This is a genomic window from Methanolobus sp., assembly GCF_016278365.1.
Classification (GTDB): Archaea; Halobacteriota; Methanosarcinia; order Methanosarcinales; family Methanosarcinaceae; genus Methanolobus.
Map to the genome: position 1 here is coordinate 103,629 of NZ_JADQBZ010000002.1, position 15,047 is coordinate 118,675.

Here is a 15,047-nt window from a genome sequence, read left to right on the forward strand (position 1 = left end):
TTACTCACCTCCGCAGCATCCAAGCTTCAGATTGGAAGATTCTTTTGGTGTAGCATCCTCGTAGGCTTGTTCTATTGCATTCTTTGCATACCTTATCAGCTGCAGTATATGTATCTTCGAAGGGCAGGCAAATGAACATCTTCCGCACTCGATACAGAACTGGATATGCATCTGTCGGCATTCGTCAAAACGACCCTGCTCTGCAAGCACATGGAGCCTGGTAGGAAGAAGAGAAACCGGGCAAGCATCCACACATCGTGCACAGTGGATGCAATCCAAAGATTCGTCACGAAGGACCTGTTCTTTTGTGAGCAGGGTGATCCTGGTGGTTCCCTTGGTAACAGGAACCTCATCAGTATACTGTGCGATTCCGGTAATAACGCCGTTCGCAATTATCTTGCCAATCTCCCCGTTGAAAGTGCATTCACTGATAATATCCTTGAAAGGCGTGCCTATTCTTACAAATATTAATTCAGGGCAGTTCACAGCGCCTTCCATGCTTATAACTGTTTCATAATACGGCTTTCCTTCATGGACAGCATCATAAAGAGCCTTTGCGGATTTGACACCACATACAGCAACACCCACATCCGTAGGGTTACAACCAAGTGCCACTTTACGGCCTGTCACGTTGTAAGTGAAGAAATTAAGGATATTCCTGCCAAGTATCCGCTCCTGGGAAGCTACAACGATATTGGAGCCCTGATCTTTGAAGTAGTGACCAAGACGGCGTGTGCCCAGAAGTGGCGCTACCCGCAGGGCTTTGCCATCTACCTTCACACCTTCGAAAGCTTCAATGGAATCATTATCATCCTTCCTGACGATGATAGCACCCTTTAAAGCTCCTGAAGCTTTCATCAGAAGTTTCAGTGCATCCATCATCTGGGACGCATATTCCGTGGGGGTTGCATACTTGCCACCAATCCACTCGGAAGCTGTGGCATTTATAAGCACAAGGTCGATCTTCTTCCCTTCAGGTTTAAGCACTGTGTGTGTAGGAGCACCGTAATGTTCCACAATACCGGCACCCTGTATTATGGCGATCAGGTCTTTCTGGGAGGGATTATTGGCAGGTACGAAAGCTACCGTTTCCTCTGAATCGACCGCCTTTATGATTACACTTAAAACTTTATTTCCGTCAGGATTAGGAGCGTTTTCAATAGCTAGTACTTCCCCGCATACACTTGAATGCACATCTGAAGAATAATAGGAGACAGACTCTCCTATCTTCTGGCCAATAAGAACCTGGTCACCTTTATTTACAAGCGGTTTACATGCAACACCATTGTGCTGCTTTAAGGGAATGATTACTTTTTCCGGGATCGTCTTCAATCTTTTACTTTCCACACCATCAGCTCCTGAGTAAATTACCTAACACTGGCTCTCGTTCTACTTCAGCTGGCCTCTGTCCCGGAATGCTCACATCGATACCCGTCCCACTGAGATCGTTATCAGCTCCTGCAGGATCGGTCTCAAACCCAAGGGTTTCCCAATCGATAGCATTTGCTGTGACGCCATGGCAGTCAGCACACCCGAGGGGTTCTGCGAGCCCCCTTGTGGAACTTGCTACATTATGGCTTACCGGGAAGTACATCTCCACCTGCCTGAGAACAGCATTGGGATAATCTGCTTCACCATCACCGTCTGCATCGAATGAACGTATTTCTTCGACTGTGACATTGCCATTATTGTCCGCGTCCGCACCCTGCACATGTACAGGCAGGATAGGATTGCCTACAGCCGAACTGTTATTAAGGTCAGCAGCTACTGCAGGATCTGTACCTGCATCCCACCAGATGCCTGTTATTATATTGAAAGGCCTTAACATGGCATTATCTGCATCCCTGCTGCTATTAACAGGAAGCCTGTCATAATAAGTGCCGTTGTACCATGCCAGAGTGGGAGTGAACTGAGAATCATGGGTCACTACTTCTTGCACACCGTTTGCCCAGCTAAATTCGCTGATCGGATATTCGCCGGATATTTCTCCACCAGGAAGTGCAGGTATATGACAGGATTCACATGTAACGGTTGCAAGGTGCCCGTCAACCATTGCTCCATGAGATATGCCAGCGTGGCAGCCAACTGAATCACAGCTCATTACCTCTCCTTCGAATGCCTCGTGCATCTCCTCGGGGACATTAAGCAGGTCTTCGCGGCCGATCTGGTGATCCTCGGTAGCATGGCATTCATAACAGCTAACGTTCGCGTGAACATCATACTGGGAATGGTCCGGGGAAGTCCATGTGACTGCTGTTGTGGTGACCGCTGACGTGGAAACTTCGCTCACATGGCAGTTTGCACACAGGTCATTTCGGGGAGCACCATTCACATGATCATGTATTTCTGTTACAATGGGAAGTGGTGTAAGTACATCGAGCATATAACTCAGTACATACAGGGGACTTTGCTGTGCATGCAATCTTGCCTCATCAAGGGCAGCATCGGTAGCTATTTCAAAATTACCTGCACTTATTGCATCTGCACGTGCATGGAAATCGTAAAGGCCATTCTGCTCGTGGCATACCATACAGTCGATGTCAAGGCCATATTCTGCCATATATCCACCGCCAGGGTGTACCTGGCCATATGTGGTTGCCAGAGCCTCACCTTCAATGTTGTCAGCAGCGACACCATATTCCAGTATGGAGGCCCATTGGGCCAGATTCTGCTGCTGCACATGGTATGACTCGGAAACTTCATCGTACATACCAATATGGCAGCCTTCGCAGGAGCTATCCGACCATTCCTGCTGTGTCATATAATGAACAGCCATTGCATCGTTACCACTGTAGCCGACATACGCATATACTCCGGCTGAGGCAAACATAAAAACAAGGATTGCGATTAAAACCATGTTCAATTTAGACATAAACAACCTCACTGTCCTTTCTTTTCAGCAGCTTCCTCGAGTTGTTTGAGAACAATGATGACCGTATTGCGCAAATTCTGCTCGTTGGTGATTTTCATTTCATCCGACACATATGTGCTGGTCTCAAACGATTTACGGACAACTCGTACATTGAAGTCAAATACTTTATCCAGCAGTCCCTTTTCCGGAGTGAAACCTAAAAAATCCACATCCATATGATTACCAAGGACATTGGCTCTAAGCTCAATCTTATCAAGGGACGAATCCGGCTTGATATATATGATAGTATGCTTTGAAGAAGCGAAATGCTTCTCAATACCTCTCCAGCCGTATTCTTCCATTAATTGATGAAGGGCAACAATGAGGTACCTGTCCTTACTGGAACTGCCACCTGTGCCTGTTTTTACTTCGGGGCTATTCATTGCGATTACTTCCTGCAGATAAACCGTATAACAAATATCGATATGCCAAAAACTCGATTGAGTTTACTGTACCGTTGTGCATATATATTAATTATATCTTTTCATACGGTATGAAGTATAAAACAGTTGCCATTGTCATGATAGTGGCCATCTTATCAATATTAATTATGAATAATGCACCTTTTGCAGGGACAGGCATCCAGGAGGAATCCCTGAGCACCTACACAAGTACCAGAAGTATAATGGATACTACTGTGACTGTCACGGTACTTGGCCCGAATGAGATAAAAGCTCATGAATCCATCGATAAGGCCTTTGAACGTATAGAGTACGTAGATGACCTGATGGACACCTACGACAACAACAGTGAATTGAGCCTGCTGAACCGACAAGGCTATATCACAGATACAAATCCGGACCTGGTATACGTAGTTGATAGATCCAGGTACTACTCAGAGGCTAGCCAGGGAGCCTTTGATATCTCCATACTCCCATTACTCGACCTCTGGAAAAGTAAATTCAGCCCGGGAGGCACATACACCGCACCTGCGGGAGATGAGATTAACGAGACGCTCAGGCTTGTAAACTATTCAGCCATAAGGATAGATAACAACAACATCACCCTTGAAGAAAACATGATGCTGACTCTTGGGGGAATAGCTAAGGGATATGCTGTGGACCTGGCAGTAGAATCACTTATTGAAGACAAAGTCGAAGCCGGGTTTGTTAATGCAGGGGGCGACGGTAGATACATCGGTCACAAGGAAGGCGGCATTCCCTGGCAAGTAGGACTACAGAATCCCGAAAAGAGCGACGATGTTGTTGCTGTTATGGATCTGGAGGATATGGCAGTTGCAACCAGCGGAAACTATGAGCGTTATTTCAACGAAACAGCCAGGGTCTCGCATATATCGGACCCACGCACAGGATACCCTTCACATGGCCTGATCAGTGCAACCGTAATAGCAGGCACCGCAATGGATGCCGACGCCTTTGCAACGGCATTATTTGTATTGGGTGAGAAGGATGGCATGGAGATGATCGAGAAACTGGAAGGAGTGGAATGCCTTATTATTACAGAAGATAGAGAGATAATCCGCTCCAGCGGGTTCTCACAATACGAGAAACAGGAATAGCTTCAGGAACGAAGTTGGTTACTTTAGCCGGACCTCGTGCAATGTTTCGTAGACCGGACCCTCTGGAGTGAGTGTACTTTTCTTGAGCCTGATAGTGTTCACCTGCATGGTACCAAGTTCAATGTCCTTCAGCTCTTCAAGCAGATGAAGGAAATCCTCTTTTTTCTTTTTTGGAAGATATTTTACTCTTGCCAATGTTGCATGCGCAGTGAAATCATGAGGGTCTTGGTTAAAGCCGAAAGATGATAAAGAAGTCTCGATCAACCGGTGTAATTCCTCAAAATTTCCTTCGCAACCAATCCAGATAACCTTTGCGAACTTCGGCTTGGGGAACACACCCAGGGTATGAACGGATATTTCAAAAGGAACACAACTAATCCCATCAAGGGCTCTTGAGATATCACCAATCTTCTCCTCGGGCACTTCACCCAGGAACTTCATTGTAATATGTACCAGGGCAGGGTCTACAAACTTGAACTTGAACCCATCAAATCTGGCCTGGATATTTGCGAGTTTTGAGTGAAACTCCTCTGGAAGATCCACCGCAATAAAAGTTCTCATCAAAACATCACCATTTATCATTTGATGCCCAGATTTAAATTAGTGACGCTGGCAGACAAGTTTTTATTTATAATGAGAGATATTATATATTACAGATTTAAACCGACATCACAGAGGGGAAAATGGACAATACCAGGTCAGTTGTAAAAGCGGCGATAAGGCTCGCAGAAGAATTGGAGTCAACAGCCATTATTGTTTCCGGTGGTGTCGACCTGAACGATGTCAGGACAAATGTACCTGTTTTCTTTACATCCCGACGTACAAGAAGTATAATAGATCATCTTGTTGCTTCAAGTAAAGGCAAAGATGATAAGATAAAAGAGATAGCAGACAGAATATCACAACAAGCCACCGGAACAGTAGACCACGTGGAGAACATATCTGCCATAGAGCTCATGCTTGGGGAACTTAAGGAAGGACTGGTTGTAGGAATAATCGAAACTGCTGATTCCAGTGCCATAATTGTTCATAACTTGGGCGAGAACCCTTTGGTCAAAGCCTTAAAAACATGTGAGGAGCGAGTTTCTCCGGATGTGATGCAGGCAGCACTCAAAATAGCATTTGATGTTGCCAATACGGGACGTGAAGGGAAACAGGTAGGTACAGCGTTCATCCTGGGAGATGATGAAGAGGTAATGCTTCGCTCACACCAGATAATACTTAACCCTTATGCAGGCCACATAGAAGAAGACAGAGATATCCTGAACCGTAACAATTGGGAGTCTGTAAAAGAATTTGCACAACTTGATGGTGTCTTTGTAATTTCCGAAGGTGGAAAGATAGAAGCTGCAGGAAGATATCTTGATGTGGATGCCAAGGAAATCAGACTGGACAAGGGCCTTGGAGGACGACATGTATCTGCAGCCGCCATAACCAGAGACACTGTCTCAATAGCAATCACAGTCTCAGAATCCGGCGGAGTCATTCACGTTTACATGGACGGTAAGGAACTTATGTCCATAGAGTCCACAGAAAGGGCAAAGTGCTGCAATCCCATAACTCAGGGAAAGTAAGCTTAAAAAAGATATTATTACCGGCATATAGCCGGTAACATGTTTTTAGTGATCCTCTTTTAGTATGGCAGCTTTATCTTGCCGACTTCGTCCATGATCAATGCGATCGCGGTATAGAGTGAAGCAAGACCCAGCAGAAGGGTAATGATACCTGCAACCATTCCGCCAACCAGAGCGATGCTGAAGAAAGTAAGGTCCAGCAATATAAAGGTCACGATTATTGCCTTTACACCAATCTTAAAGGTTACGATTGTCAGCAGAGTTGCAATGATGCCCCATACTATAAGGTACCAGAAACCTGCAGATGCGCTCATGGCAGGCATTACGCCACCAAATATGCCTATTGTTGTGGCTATCTGAATGAACGCCCAGGAGAACCAGAACAGAGCAAATGCACCGAATGCAGATGCACCAAATGTGTCGCCTTTCTTCCAGAGTTCAATACTGGCAAACAACTGAGCAAAACCACCCAGGAATATTGCTGTTGAAACTACCATTACAGCATCATCAAATATTCCCATGACCAATAATCCGAGGAATGTAGCTGCAAATCCGAGACCAAAGAAACCTAGTGGTGCCGGGCTTGCGGTTGTGTCTTTTATAATTACTTCTCCATCCATAGTTAATCACTTCCCTAACATATTTTTCGATAATTATTATCGTTTATTGATAATCCGGGTCTAATAACAATCCCGATATAACTGACATCAAAGGTCTCCAAAAAGAACGACCTGTAAACATTATTACTATAACACTTTCATTAGTATTGCTAAGTATCTATCACCAATGCTACCATTTACACCTCCTGATAAGGACTTTGATAAAGTAGTATATATCATTTATGATTATGATGAAAAGTGAAAGTCCGAGTTGAAGCTTTATTTTAGTTTTAAGAGCATAAAAGAGGAGTTATAAATATATAAAAGGTATTTGCGCACTTATTTTAAAAAAGAAGCAATAATGAACACCATATGATGAAAATATAATATTACATAACAAATATACATATTAAGATTTGCACTTTGCCAGCACTTGTGAACGAGTCGTGCACAACCCCTCCGAAAAGTTTATTAAGTAGAATCAATTAAATGCTTAAGTTCCAATATCCCAGAAACCACCTGGACCGGGAGTTCTTGGTGACGATTTTCCCGATAGTATTCGACAATAAAAATTGGTAGATACTGCCGATCATATCTTGAATCGCAGGAGGGCAGCAATACCCCCTAGTGCAAGAAGTTTGTGACCGGGTTCGAATATCGTGCTAAAAATAACAATCCTTCCCTGTGAATGCTCGACAGATTGGAGGAAGGAATCAATATCGCCTTTTTCTCTTTCTTCACGAAGGAACTCGTCAGCTACCAGCAGGGTACCTATAGACCCATAGTCCTGAGCGACCTTCACCTCGTCAATTCCATACGCGACTTTGCCGGATGTAGCTATTTCGCGGAGCAATTCGTCCATCAGCATAGACTCACGAGCTATCCGTGACTCTTCGGTTATACGGTCTACAGCGCCCCTTCTGAGGACCTCCTGGAAGCCGGACATGCCGATGGACGAAGTATCTTCCACCAGAGACCTTGAAGCCAGTTCCGGCTGCTTTGACTGCAGATACTTCATGAAGTCCTCTTTTGTAAAACCCGGACCTGCAACAACTATTGCCTCGGAACCGGGAGCGGCATGCACCAGCTGGTCGACTATCTCATGGAAGAAAACATCCCGCAAAGAAACTTCTCCCTTGCCAGAAGATTGGGAGATATGAGAGTACATCTCTATACCATAATGCCGCACAAGACCGATATCCGCATCTCCTTCCTCAACAGCTACCAGTACAACCCTGGGACGCTTGGAAGCAGCCTCAGCTTCATCAATACGCTCGAACTGGTCCTTTTTCCAGGTTTTGATGATAGAGAGATTCGTACCCTCCTCAACATTGAATGTATGGTGCTGCCCTGTGTCCATTCCATGCTCGATAACTCCATGGACCCTCAGCCTGTTGGAGAATCTGTGGAACTCAAGCCCGTCAACTCTTAATCCAAGCCGGACATTCTTTTTCTCCACTTTCTCAGGCCTCAGCTTATCAGCTGCAGTATCAGCCTTTCTTTTAGTCAGGGAAAAGACCAGATCTCCATTCTCTATTATATACTTCAGGTGCCACAGATCATCAAGAGTCTCGGCTGTAACAGATATTTCGCCTTCCCGGCCCCTAAGATTTCGGTTTGTGACACGCATAAGAATACCCGATTAACACCCGTTAGTTAAGATATATAATTAACCACCCTCAAATAAGATATACCAGACATTATACTTTAATGTCCGACTCTCCCGGCGGAAGCATCATGGCTATCCTGTCAGGAGAAGCTATCTGCTTGACAAAATTGACTTCCTTAAGAGTATCAACATACATCTTGTATACTTTTTTTGCTATATCGTTCTGATTGAACTTCCCGGGAACCAGTTCTATAACGTGCTGTCCATGCTGCCTTATTGCAGATACGGGGCCACCCATAACACGTGTTTCCGCTCCGAGTTCCAGAGCCACTGCCATGCCAACATGCACATCACGGAAGTAGTTGCGTTCCCCGCGGATGATGAAAGCACCCTTTTTCACATATTCACCCGATTCAGGTGTCTTTGATACCTGCTCAGGCAATATCCAGTAGCAATCCCCGCTGAACTGTCCTGATTTCCATACGCTGGAATAAGACACTACGAACTGTGCCGCTTCCATGAGCGTCTGTTCGGTCACCGGCTTGCCCTGGGCTTTTACTATTGTCATGGGTGCACCCGGATTCTGGGTATGGAAGACTATGTCATTCTTCTCCATGTATTTCTTTACAAGCTCTTCGTTGGTTTCCGCATCTCTTCCCCCTACAACAAGGAACCCTTCGGAAGAAAAGAACCACCTGAAACGATCGTACCAGTGCTTCTTCATATGCACCTTACGTTTGCTGGCAGAAGCTTTCTTCTCTTTCTTCTGCATGGCAATCCTGGTGTCCTCAATAGCCCTGATAGCGCCTTCTTTTTTCCGGGTCAGCTTTTTAGCCCTCTCATAATATGACTGGGCATTCTGAGGAATTGTCAGCTTGATATCTATAGTTGCTTTAGTGCCATCAAGGTCAAGCATGATCTTGCCTGTAGCTGAGTCGATACTGCTTATGTTCTTTGCGGCGGGAACAGTGTCTTTTGCTCCTTTGAGGATGGACTTGATCTCATCCCATGAGTAACCAGTCTGTCGTGCTTTCTCAAGGACCTCGATCACTTCTTCTATTGCCTGGTAGTGGGCATATATCTTCTCTGCGATATCTACCTGCTTTTTCGCTTCCCTGCCAAATTCCTCTATAGCATCTTCCTGCTTTTTGAGGCGCCTTTCAAAAACATCGACCTTTTCCTTCTTAACAGCCTCTACGACCTCGGTGACCTCTTCAGCCGACCTCTTCCCGAAGAAGCCGTCAAGCGCTTTGTTGAACGAGGGAAAGAATTCTTTCTCAAGACCTTCGTGTGTTTTCAATTCAAAAGGAGCTACATCGAATGGCTGCACCTCACCTTTTATTTCCTTTTTAACGATGTAAGGGCTAAGTTCGCCTTTCAGGAGTGGGGAGAACAGCTCCCTGAGTGAACCCACAATGCGTGTAATGCTTTCCGGTTCCAGGTCCTTTGCTGCAGTTCTCTTGTCAATGCCGGCCCTGAAACATACTTCTTCGGCCAGGATACCACCCAGGTTGAACCTGTTAGCTATAGTGCGCACTACATCCGCATCCGAGGAAGAGAACACATCCGCAAGGTCCTGTTCACCTGCTTCCACCGGGCTGAGCTGGGCTTCAGGATACTGGTATACTTCTCCACTACGTATTCTCCTACCCCTGAAAGTCACGGGTTTCATTGGGAGGATTATCTTGCGTTCCGAATCCAGCAGGACTATGTTGCCAGGTGAGAAAAGCTCTGCGACCAGCACAGTCTCAACACCGCCACGAACCATTCCGAATTCTATGATCCGGTCAAAATCATACTGTCTCACATAAGTGATACGCCCCGCAAAGATATGCTTCCTCAGAAGCATTGGGAAAGAATGGGGAATTTTTGGGCTCTGCCTTATATGCTCGCTCAGGTGGGCACGTTTACCTGCCTCGATCACAAGGTTATCCTTGCCTTTATTGTAAACGAATAGATTGATACGCAATTCCCCGGCCACAGGCTGGTAGATCTTGCCTATCTTAGAATCGATGATTGAGTTCTCTCCGGAACTCAGTTCAAACACCAGAGCAGCAACATCTGCACTTGTCATTTCCTGCTTCATCGGGGAGTATAACGTGAATGAAGACTATAAGTTTTATCATACTGGTGCAAGAAGACCCCCGTATTCATACTCGCATTAAATCAAAGATTTAATGGGAGTTTCATTTCTCCGAAATGGAACAGGTGGATTAATTGCGGCCCAAAACAAAAAAAGCATATATCTCATGTAACCGTATAATATTACCAAGTAATTAGTTCTCAACCAAGTGATTTCTGATGAAAAAAGGCAATGTATATCGAATCTATCCTGACAAGGAACAAAGAACTTTGTTAGAGCAGCATTTTGGTGCGGTTCGATTCGTTTACAACCGTTCTTTGTTCATCAAGAACCTTATGTATAAGAATTTCGGGACCAGTTTAACTGAAGTTGATTTGAATAACAACCTGACAACTCTCAAGGAACATTTTCAATGGTTGAATGATATCAATTCTCAATCATTACAGCAAGCCAACCGGAATTTGTTGACCGGCTTCAAGAATTTCTTTGAAGGAAATGGTTCCTATCCAACCAGAAAAAGTAAGAAAAGCAATCATTTTTCATTTCAGGTTCCTCAAAATTACCAGATCAACCTGACAACTTCCCAGATATATCTTCCAAAGATTGGCTGGATGAAGATCGTTATTCATCGTGATTTTCTGAGCAAGGAATTCATCGGGAATAACCTTGTAACCAAAGAGGTTAATGGTGATATTATCCTTGATCAGAAATTAAACAAGGTATTCAAGGTTCTCAAGACGTTAACTGTTTCCAGGACATCAGCTGGAAGGTATCATGTCAGTATTCTGATTGAAGACCACGCACCTTATCCTGAACCTGAACCTTTTACGGAGGAAACAACCGTTGGAATTGATGTAGGAATCAAATCCTTTGCTACTCTTTCAACTGGAGAAGTAATTGAAAATCCTAAGTTCCTGAAAAGGTCATTGAAGAAACTCGTCAAATTACAGAGGAATGTATCCAGAAAACAAAAAGGTTCGAAGAACAGGAAAAAAGCTGTTGCCAGACTTGCAAAACATCATCAGTTAATAGCCAACCAGAGAAATGATTTCCAGCATAAGGTCTCAGCAATGATTATTTGCGAAAACCAAGCTCTTGCTATTGAAGATCTGAATGTAAAAGGAATGATAAGAAATCACTGTTTAGCTCAAAGTATCAGTGATGTATGTTGGTCTGGATTCATTAACAAGTTAACCTATAAAGCAGAATGGTTCGGTAAAACCATCCTGAAGATTGGCAGGTTCGATGCATCATCAAAGTTGTGTAATGTTTGCGGATACAAGTTTAAGGAATTAAGTATTTATATCCGGGAATGGGAATGTCCTTCCTGCAAAACATTGCATGATCGAGACAAAAATGCAAGCATCAACATTAAGAAAATCGCATTGAATAACTTAAACACCGCAGGAACTGCGGGAAGAGCCTATGGACTTACTGAAAGAAGTCAGAAGAACGAAGTAGGAAGCCTCCCTTTTTAACGGGAGGTAGTTCACGACGGATTAAATCAATTGAGACTAGCAAAAAAATGTAAGACTTCCGGAGAAACCTGCACATATGGATGAGAAAACACGGGCTTTTATTGTATCGAAATTCCAGGAGTACTATTCAACGGCACAGCTCACACTGCCGCCGGAGTTCACCTCAAGGGAATGGGGATTTCTTGAGTTTGGCAGCGCCGACGATGTATTCATGAAAAGACACAGGGATTTCGGATCGCAAGGGGAGCTCTACGATTATCTCAGGGGAATAGCTCCTGCCCATGCATATTACTCCGTGGCCTACTACGAATATCCCGGCGCCCCCAAGATGAAAGAAAAGAACTGGCTGAAAGCGGACCTGATATTTGACATAGATTCAGACCACCTTCCGGGCAAGATCAATTCCTACGGCGACATGCTTGAGAAAGGGAAAAAGGAAACGTTGAAACTGCTGGACTTCCTTATCAATGATTTTGGTTTTGAAGAGAGTGCGGTCCATGCGGTTTTCTCAGGCGGCAGAGGATATCACTTCCATATCAGTGACCCGTCAGTGCTCTCACTGGAAAGCCCTGAAAGAAGGGAAATAGTGGACTATGTTAGTTCGAAAGGTCTTGACCTCGAACGTATCTTTACTACGAAGGAGATATCCGGGGATGCGGGTACAGAGTCAGCAAAAATGTCAATGTTCGTTTCAGAGGACGATGGCGGGTGGAGCAGCAGGATAAACAGGTATCTCATATCGTACCTGTCTTCCCTGGCAAAAAGTGAGAACGCTATGGAGATACTCACAGGGTTTAAGGGCATTGGAGAGAAATCTGCAAGCAATCTAATAGATGTATTTAAGGACGAATACAAAGTCGCAGCTCTGAAAAAAGGGAACATTGACTCACTGAGAAACATCAGAAAGGGTGTCCTTGAAACAATTGTCCGTTATGGCATTAGCCAGATGGCGGCATGTGTTGACGAGCCGGTCACTGCAGATATAAAGCGCTTGATACGCCTGCCGGGTTCCCTTCACGGAAAATCGGGAATGAAGGTCACAGCTCTTAAGATAGATGAACTGGAGAAGTTCGAACCCCTGAACGATGCCATTGTATTTGGGGATAAATCGGTAAAGATAAAAGCAATCAAGCCTTTTGCTGTGCAGATGAAAGGAAAGGACCTCATGGTCGAGGAAGGCTTGCAGGAAGTCCCGGAGTATGCGGCAGTGTACCTGATATGCAGAGGTGTGGCGGAGTATGGATCGCACTGAACTTACTGATACCCTGAGAGAAGAGAGGAGCTCTTCACTTAAATCCATAAATGCGGACTTCTACCACAAGGTGGAAGAATACATAACAGAACTGGAAGAGGAGATAGCCCAGCTTAAAAATCCACGATCGGTAGAGGCAAAGATTTTGGAAGACGAGCTACAGAATGCCACTACCTCAGTCGAACTTATTTTCATGCGTCGCATCAAGAAGATCATCGGCAGTGCCACAACTAATTCCTTTTCCAGTAAATCGACCATACAGGACATAGGTAAACTGCTCCCACAGGAGAAAGTAGTATACGAAGCTGTCCTTTCAGCCATTAACACTGCACGCAGGGAAATGCTCGAGCCTGTGATCAACCCCCACATATCTTCCACAGGGGAGAAGGGAAAAGAACATATCCCTATAGTGAGTACGAGAAACAGGGAGAATAGGGAGGCAAATACTCAAAAGAGTGCAGGTGCATCCCCGGAACTTATCCCCGTGACAGAAATTGCTACCACAGGTATTATTCCGGAAACTGAAGAGAAGGGAGAAATAGCCAAAAGTAATATAAATAAGGAATTCGTTGTTGTGCGAATACTGGAAAACGTGCCTACTTTCAAGGCTATGGATAATCGCAATTATACATTGTGTGCAGAAGACGTTGTTGCTTTGCCTGCCCTTAACGCAAAGGGACTCGTCAAACGCAACGTGGCACAAGTGATCGCAGATAATTGATTTAAACTTATTTAAGGTGTAGATAATGAAGATCCCGAAGAGATTCAGAACATATTGCCCTTCATGCAAGAAACACACTGAGATAGTTGTGGAAAGAGTGAAGAAGGGAAAAGCATCGTCTTTGACACATATTGCAAGGCAGAAGAAACGCCAGACAGGAATCGGTAACACCGGTAAATTCTCAAAGGTCCCTGGAGGAGACAAACCCACCAAGAGGATATGGCTCAAGTACAAGTGCACAGAGTGCAACAAGTCCCACCAGAGACCATGTTTCAGAGCAAAGAAGTTCGAATTCGCGGAGTGATTTAAATGAACAAACCCAAGAGCAGATTCTTACGTGTAAAGTGCAACGACTGCGAGAACGAGCAGGTCATCTTCGGCAGTGCAAGCCGCAAGGTAACATGTCTTGTTTGCGGAAGGACACTTGCAGAGCCCACCGGCGGCAAATCCACGATAACAACACATATCCTTGAAGTCCTTGAATAAAGGAGTCCATATGGAACAGAACAATTGGCCAGAGATCGGAGATTTCGTTGTCTGTACCGTGAAGGATGTAACCGACTTCGGTGCGTATACGACACTTGAAGAGTATGATGGGAAAGAAGGTTTCATCCACATCTCCGAAATCAAGGCCGGATGGGTCAAGTACGTGCGGGACCATGTGAGAGAAGGACAAAAGATAGTCTGCAAGGTTCTCAATGTGGACCCTACCCGCCGTCACATCGATCTTTCCCTTAAAGATGTTAACGATCATCAGAAGCGTGCAAAGATCCAGGAATGGAAGAGCGAGCAGAAAGCCACCAAGTGGCTTCAGTTCGTGGCAGAGGAAACGGGTACTAGTGAAGATGAGATGCAGAAGGCTTCCCAGAAGCTGACAGAACATTTCGGCACCCTGTACTCCGCTTTTGAAGAAGCTGCGATGATCGGGGCCAACGCGTTCGACGAGATCAAGCTAAAGAAAAAGCTGGTTACCAGTATAGTCCAGATAGCCCAGAACAACATAAAACTGCCTTATGTCGATATTGCAGGATATGTTGACCTGACATCTATCCTTCCTGAAGGAATAGACATCATAAAGGAAGCCCTCATGGCGGCTAACGGCATTGAGGAAGAGAACGTGAGGCTGGACATCACCTATACAGGCGCACCCAGATACCGCATCAAAGTGATCGCTCCCGACTATAAGAAAGCTGAGGCAGTATTGAAGAGAGCTGCTACAATGGCTGTCACTACCATCGAAGAGCTTGGTGGGAAGGGAGAATTCCACAGGCATAACGATACCGTAAAGGCGTGATGTTCTT

15 protein-coding genes are annotated in these 15,047 nt (G+C 44.9%); 8 read left to right on the forward strand and 7 right to left on the reverse strand.

Going from position 1 to position 15,047, the window contains the following annotated elements; translation table 11 throughout:
* From rnfC to QZZ22_RS00570, 3 genes are read right to left on the reverse strand one after another with little or no spacing between them, the layout of a single operon-like run.
* A complete protein-coding gene (gene rnfC / locus QZZ22_RS00560; RefSeq protein WP_292461584.1) occupies positions 1 to 1,347 on the reverse strand; it encodes an Rnf electron transport complex subunit RnfC in 1,347 nt (448 codons plus the stop codon).
* Between the two features lie 4 nt (positions 1,348 to 1,351).
* Positions 1,352 to 2,872: a methanogenesis multiheme c-type cytochrome gene (gene mmcA / locus QZZ22_RS00565; RefSeq protein WP_292461586.1), complete on the reverse strand. Its 1,521-nt coding sequence runs from the start codon at positions 2,870 to 2,872 to the stop codon at positions 1,352 to 1,354.
* Positions 2,873 to 2,880: 8 nt separating this feature from the next.
* Positions 2,881 to 3,294 (reverse strand): hypothetical protein, encoded by a 414-nt coding sequence (locus QZZ22_RS00570; RefSeq protein ID WP_292461588.1) that lies wholly within the window; start codon positions 3,292 to 3,294, stop codon positions 2,881 to 2,883.
* Between the two features lie 110 nt (positions 3,295 to 3,404).
* Between QZZ22_RS00570 and QZZ22_RS00575 the strand changes: the two genes are divergently transcribed.
* Positions 3,405 to 4,430 (forward strand): FAD:protein FMN transferase, encoded by a 1,026-nt coding sequence (locus tag QZZ22_RS00575; RefSeq protein WP_292461590.1) that lies wholly within the window; start codon positions 3,405 to 3,407, stop codon positions 4,428 to 4,430.
* A gap of 18 nt (positions 4,431 to 4,448) precedes the next feature.
* Here QZZ22_RS00575 and thpR read toward each other — a convergent pair whose 3' ends face one another.
* Positions 4,449 to 4,991: an RNA 2',3'-cyclic phosphodiesterase gene (gene thpR / locus QZZ22_RS00580; RefSeq protein WP_292461592.1), complete on the reverse strand. Its 543-nt coding sequence runs from the start codon at positions 4,989 to 4,991 to the stop codon at positions 4,449 to 4,451.
* Positions 4,992 to 5,113: 122 nt separating this feature from the next.
* Between thpR and QZZ22_RS00585 the strand changes: the two genes are divergently transcribed.
* The gene (locus tag QZZ22_RS00585) at positions 5,114 to 6,004 is read left to right on the forward strand and encodes a diadenylate cyclase (RefSeq protein WP_292461594.1); all 891 of its coding nucleotides are present in this window, start codon (positions 5,114 to 5,116) and stop codon (positions 6,002 to 6,004) included.
* 59 nt (positions 6,005 to 6,063) lie between these two features.
* On the opposite strand, the gene QZZ22_RS00590 is transcribed toward QZZ22_RS00585, so the two are convergent.
* The 3 genes from QZZ22_RS00590 to rqcH form a co-directional block, all read right to left on the reverse strand.
* Complete coding sequence (locus tag QZZ22_RS00590; protein WP_292461596.1) at positions 6,064 to 6,624, reverse strand: acetate uptake transporter; 561 nt, start codon at positions 6,622 to 6,624, stop codon at positions 6,064 to 6,066.
* Between the two features lie 568 nt (positions 6,625 to 7,192).
* Complete coding sequence (locus QZZ22_RS00595; RefSeq protein ID WP_292461597.1) at positions 7,193 to 8,233, reverse strand: mRNA surveillance protein pelota; 1,041 nt, start codon at positions 8,231 to 8,233, stop codon at positions 7,193 to 7,195.
* Positions 8,234 to 8,303: 70 nt separating this feature from the next.
* Complete coding sequence (rqcH, locus tag QZZ22_RS00600; protein ID WP_292461598.1) at positions 8,304 to 10,298, reverse strand: ribosome rescue protein RqcH; 1,995 nt, start codon at positions 10,296 to 10,298, stop codon at positions 8,304 to 8,306.
* A gap of 215 nt (positions 10,299 to 10,513) precedes the next feature.
* On the opposite strand from rqcH, the gene QZZ22_RS00605 reads away from it, so the two are divergent.
* The 6 genes from QZZ22_RS00605 to QZZ22_RS00630 all read left to right on the forward strand — a co-directional run bounded on the left by QZZ22_RS00605 (position 10,514) and on the right by QZZ22_RS00630 (position 15,040).
* Complete coding sequence (locus tag QZZ22_RS00605) at positions 10,514 to 11,773, forward strand: RNA-guided endonuclease TnpB family protein (RefSeq protein ID WP_292461599.1); 1,260 nt, start codon at positions 10,514 to 10,516, stop codon at positions 11,771 to 11,773.
* 76 nt (positions 11,774 to 11,849) lie between these two features.
* Positions 11,850 to 13,025, forward strand: a complete 1,176-nt coding sequence (priS, locus tag QZZ22_RS00610; protein WP_292461600.1) for a DNA primase catalytic subunit PriS — start codon at positions 11,850 to 11,852, stop codon at positions 13,023 to 13,025.
* On the forward strand, positions 13,012 to 13,746 hold the full coding sequence (locus tag QZZ22_RS00615) for a hypothetical protein (RefSeq protein WP_292461601.1): 735 nt from the start codon (positions 13,012 to 13,014) through the stop codon (positions 13,744 to 13,746). The genes priS and QZZ22_RS00615 overlap by 14 nt, the downstream gene beginning before the upstream one ends.
* Positions 13,747 to 13,771: 25 nt before the next feature.
* Positions 13,772 to 14,050, forward strand: coding sequence for a 50S ribosomal protein L44e (locus tag QZZ22_RS00620; RefSeq protein ID WP_292461602.1), 279 nt, complete (start codon positions 13,772 to 13,774; stop codon positions 14,048 to 14,050).
* A gap of 5 nt (positions 14,051 to 14,055) precedes the next feature.
* The gene (locus QZZ22_RS00625) at positions 14,056 to 14,232 is read left to right on the forward strand and encodes a 30S ribosomal protein S27e (protein ID WP_015053158.1); all 177 of its coding nucleotides are present in this window, start codon (positions 14,056 to 14,058) and stop codon (positions 14,230 to 14,232) included.
* 10 nt (positions 14,233 to 14,242) lie between these two features.
* Complete coding sequence (locus QZZ22_RS00630) at positions 14,243 to 15,040, forward strand: translation initiation factor IF-2 subunit alpha (protein ID WP_292461603.1); 798 nt, start codon at positions 14,243 to 14,245, stop codon at positions 15,038 to 15,040.
* The last annotated feature ends 7 nt before the right edge of the window (positions 15,041 to 15,047 follow it).

What these genes read in the sequence shown, in the direction of transcription:
- mmcA (WP_292461586.1), bottom strand. Translation starts at nt 2,872, where the DNA reads ATGTCTAAATTGAACATGGTTTTAATCGCAATCCTTGTTTTTATGTTT.
- QZZ22_RS00570 (WP_292461588.1), bottom strand. Translation starts at nt 3,294, where the DNA reads ATGAATAGCCCCGAAGTAAAAACAGGCACAGGTGGCAGTTCCAGTAAG.
- QZZ22_RS00575 (WP_292461590.1), top strand. Translation starts at nt 3,405, where the DNA reads ATGAAGTATAAAACAGTTGCCATTGTCATGATAGTGGCCATCTTATCA.
- thpR (WP_292461592.1), bottom strand. Translation starts at nt 4,991, where the DNA reads ATGAGAACTTTTATTGCGGTGGATCTTCCAGAGGAGTTTCACTCAAAA.
- QZZ22_RS00585 (WP_292461594.1), top strand. Translation starts at nt 5,114, where the DNA reads ATGGACAATACCAGGTCAGTTGTAAAAGCGGCGATAAGGCTCGCAGAA.
- QZZ22_RS00590 (WP_292461596.1), bottom strand. Translation starts at nt 6,624, where the DNA reads ATGGATGGAGAAGTAATTATAAAAGACACAACCGCAAGCCCGGCACCA.
- QZZ22_RS00595 (WP_292461597.1), bottom strand. Translation starts at nt 8,233, where the DNA reads ATGCGTGTCACAAACCGAAATCTTAGGGGCCGGGAAGGCGAAATATCT.
- rqcH (WP_292461598.1), bottom strand. Translation starts at nt 10,298, where the DNA reads ATGAAGCAGGAAATGACAAGTGCAGATGTTGCTGCTCTGGTGTTTGAA.
- QZZ22_RS00605 (WP_292461599.1), top strand. Translation starts at nt 10,514, where the DNA reads ATGAAAAAAGGCAATGTATATCGAATCTATCCTGACAAGGAACAAAGA.
- priS (WP_292461600.1), top strand. Translation starts at nt 11,850, where the DNA reads ATGGATGAGAAAACACGGGCTTTTATTGTATCGAAATTCCAGGAGTAC.
- QZZ22_RS00615 (WP_292461601.1), top strand. Translation starts at nt 13,012, where the DNA reads ATGGATCGCACTGAACTTACTGATACCCTGAGAGAAGAGAGGAGCTCT.
- QZZ22_RS00620 (WP_292461602.1), top strand. Translation starts at nt 13,772, where the DNA reads ATGAAGATCCCGAAGAGATTCAGAACATATTGCCCTTCATGCAAGAAA.
- QZZ22_RS00625 (WP_015053158.1), top strand. Translation starts at nt 14,056, where the DNA reads ATGAACAAACCCAAGAGCAGATTCTTACGTGTAAAGTGCAACGACTGC.
- QZZ22_RS00630 (WP_292461603.1), top strand. Translation starts at nt 14,243, where the DNA reads ATGGAACAGAACAATTGGCCAGAGATCGGAGATTTCGTTGTCTGTACC.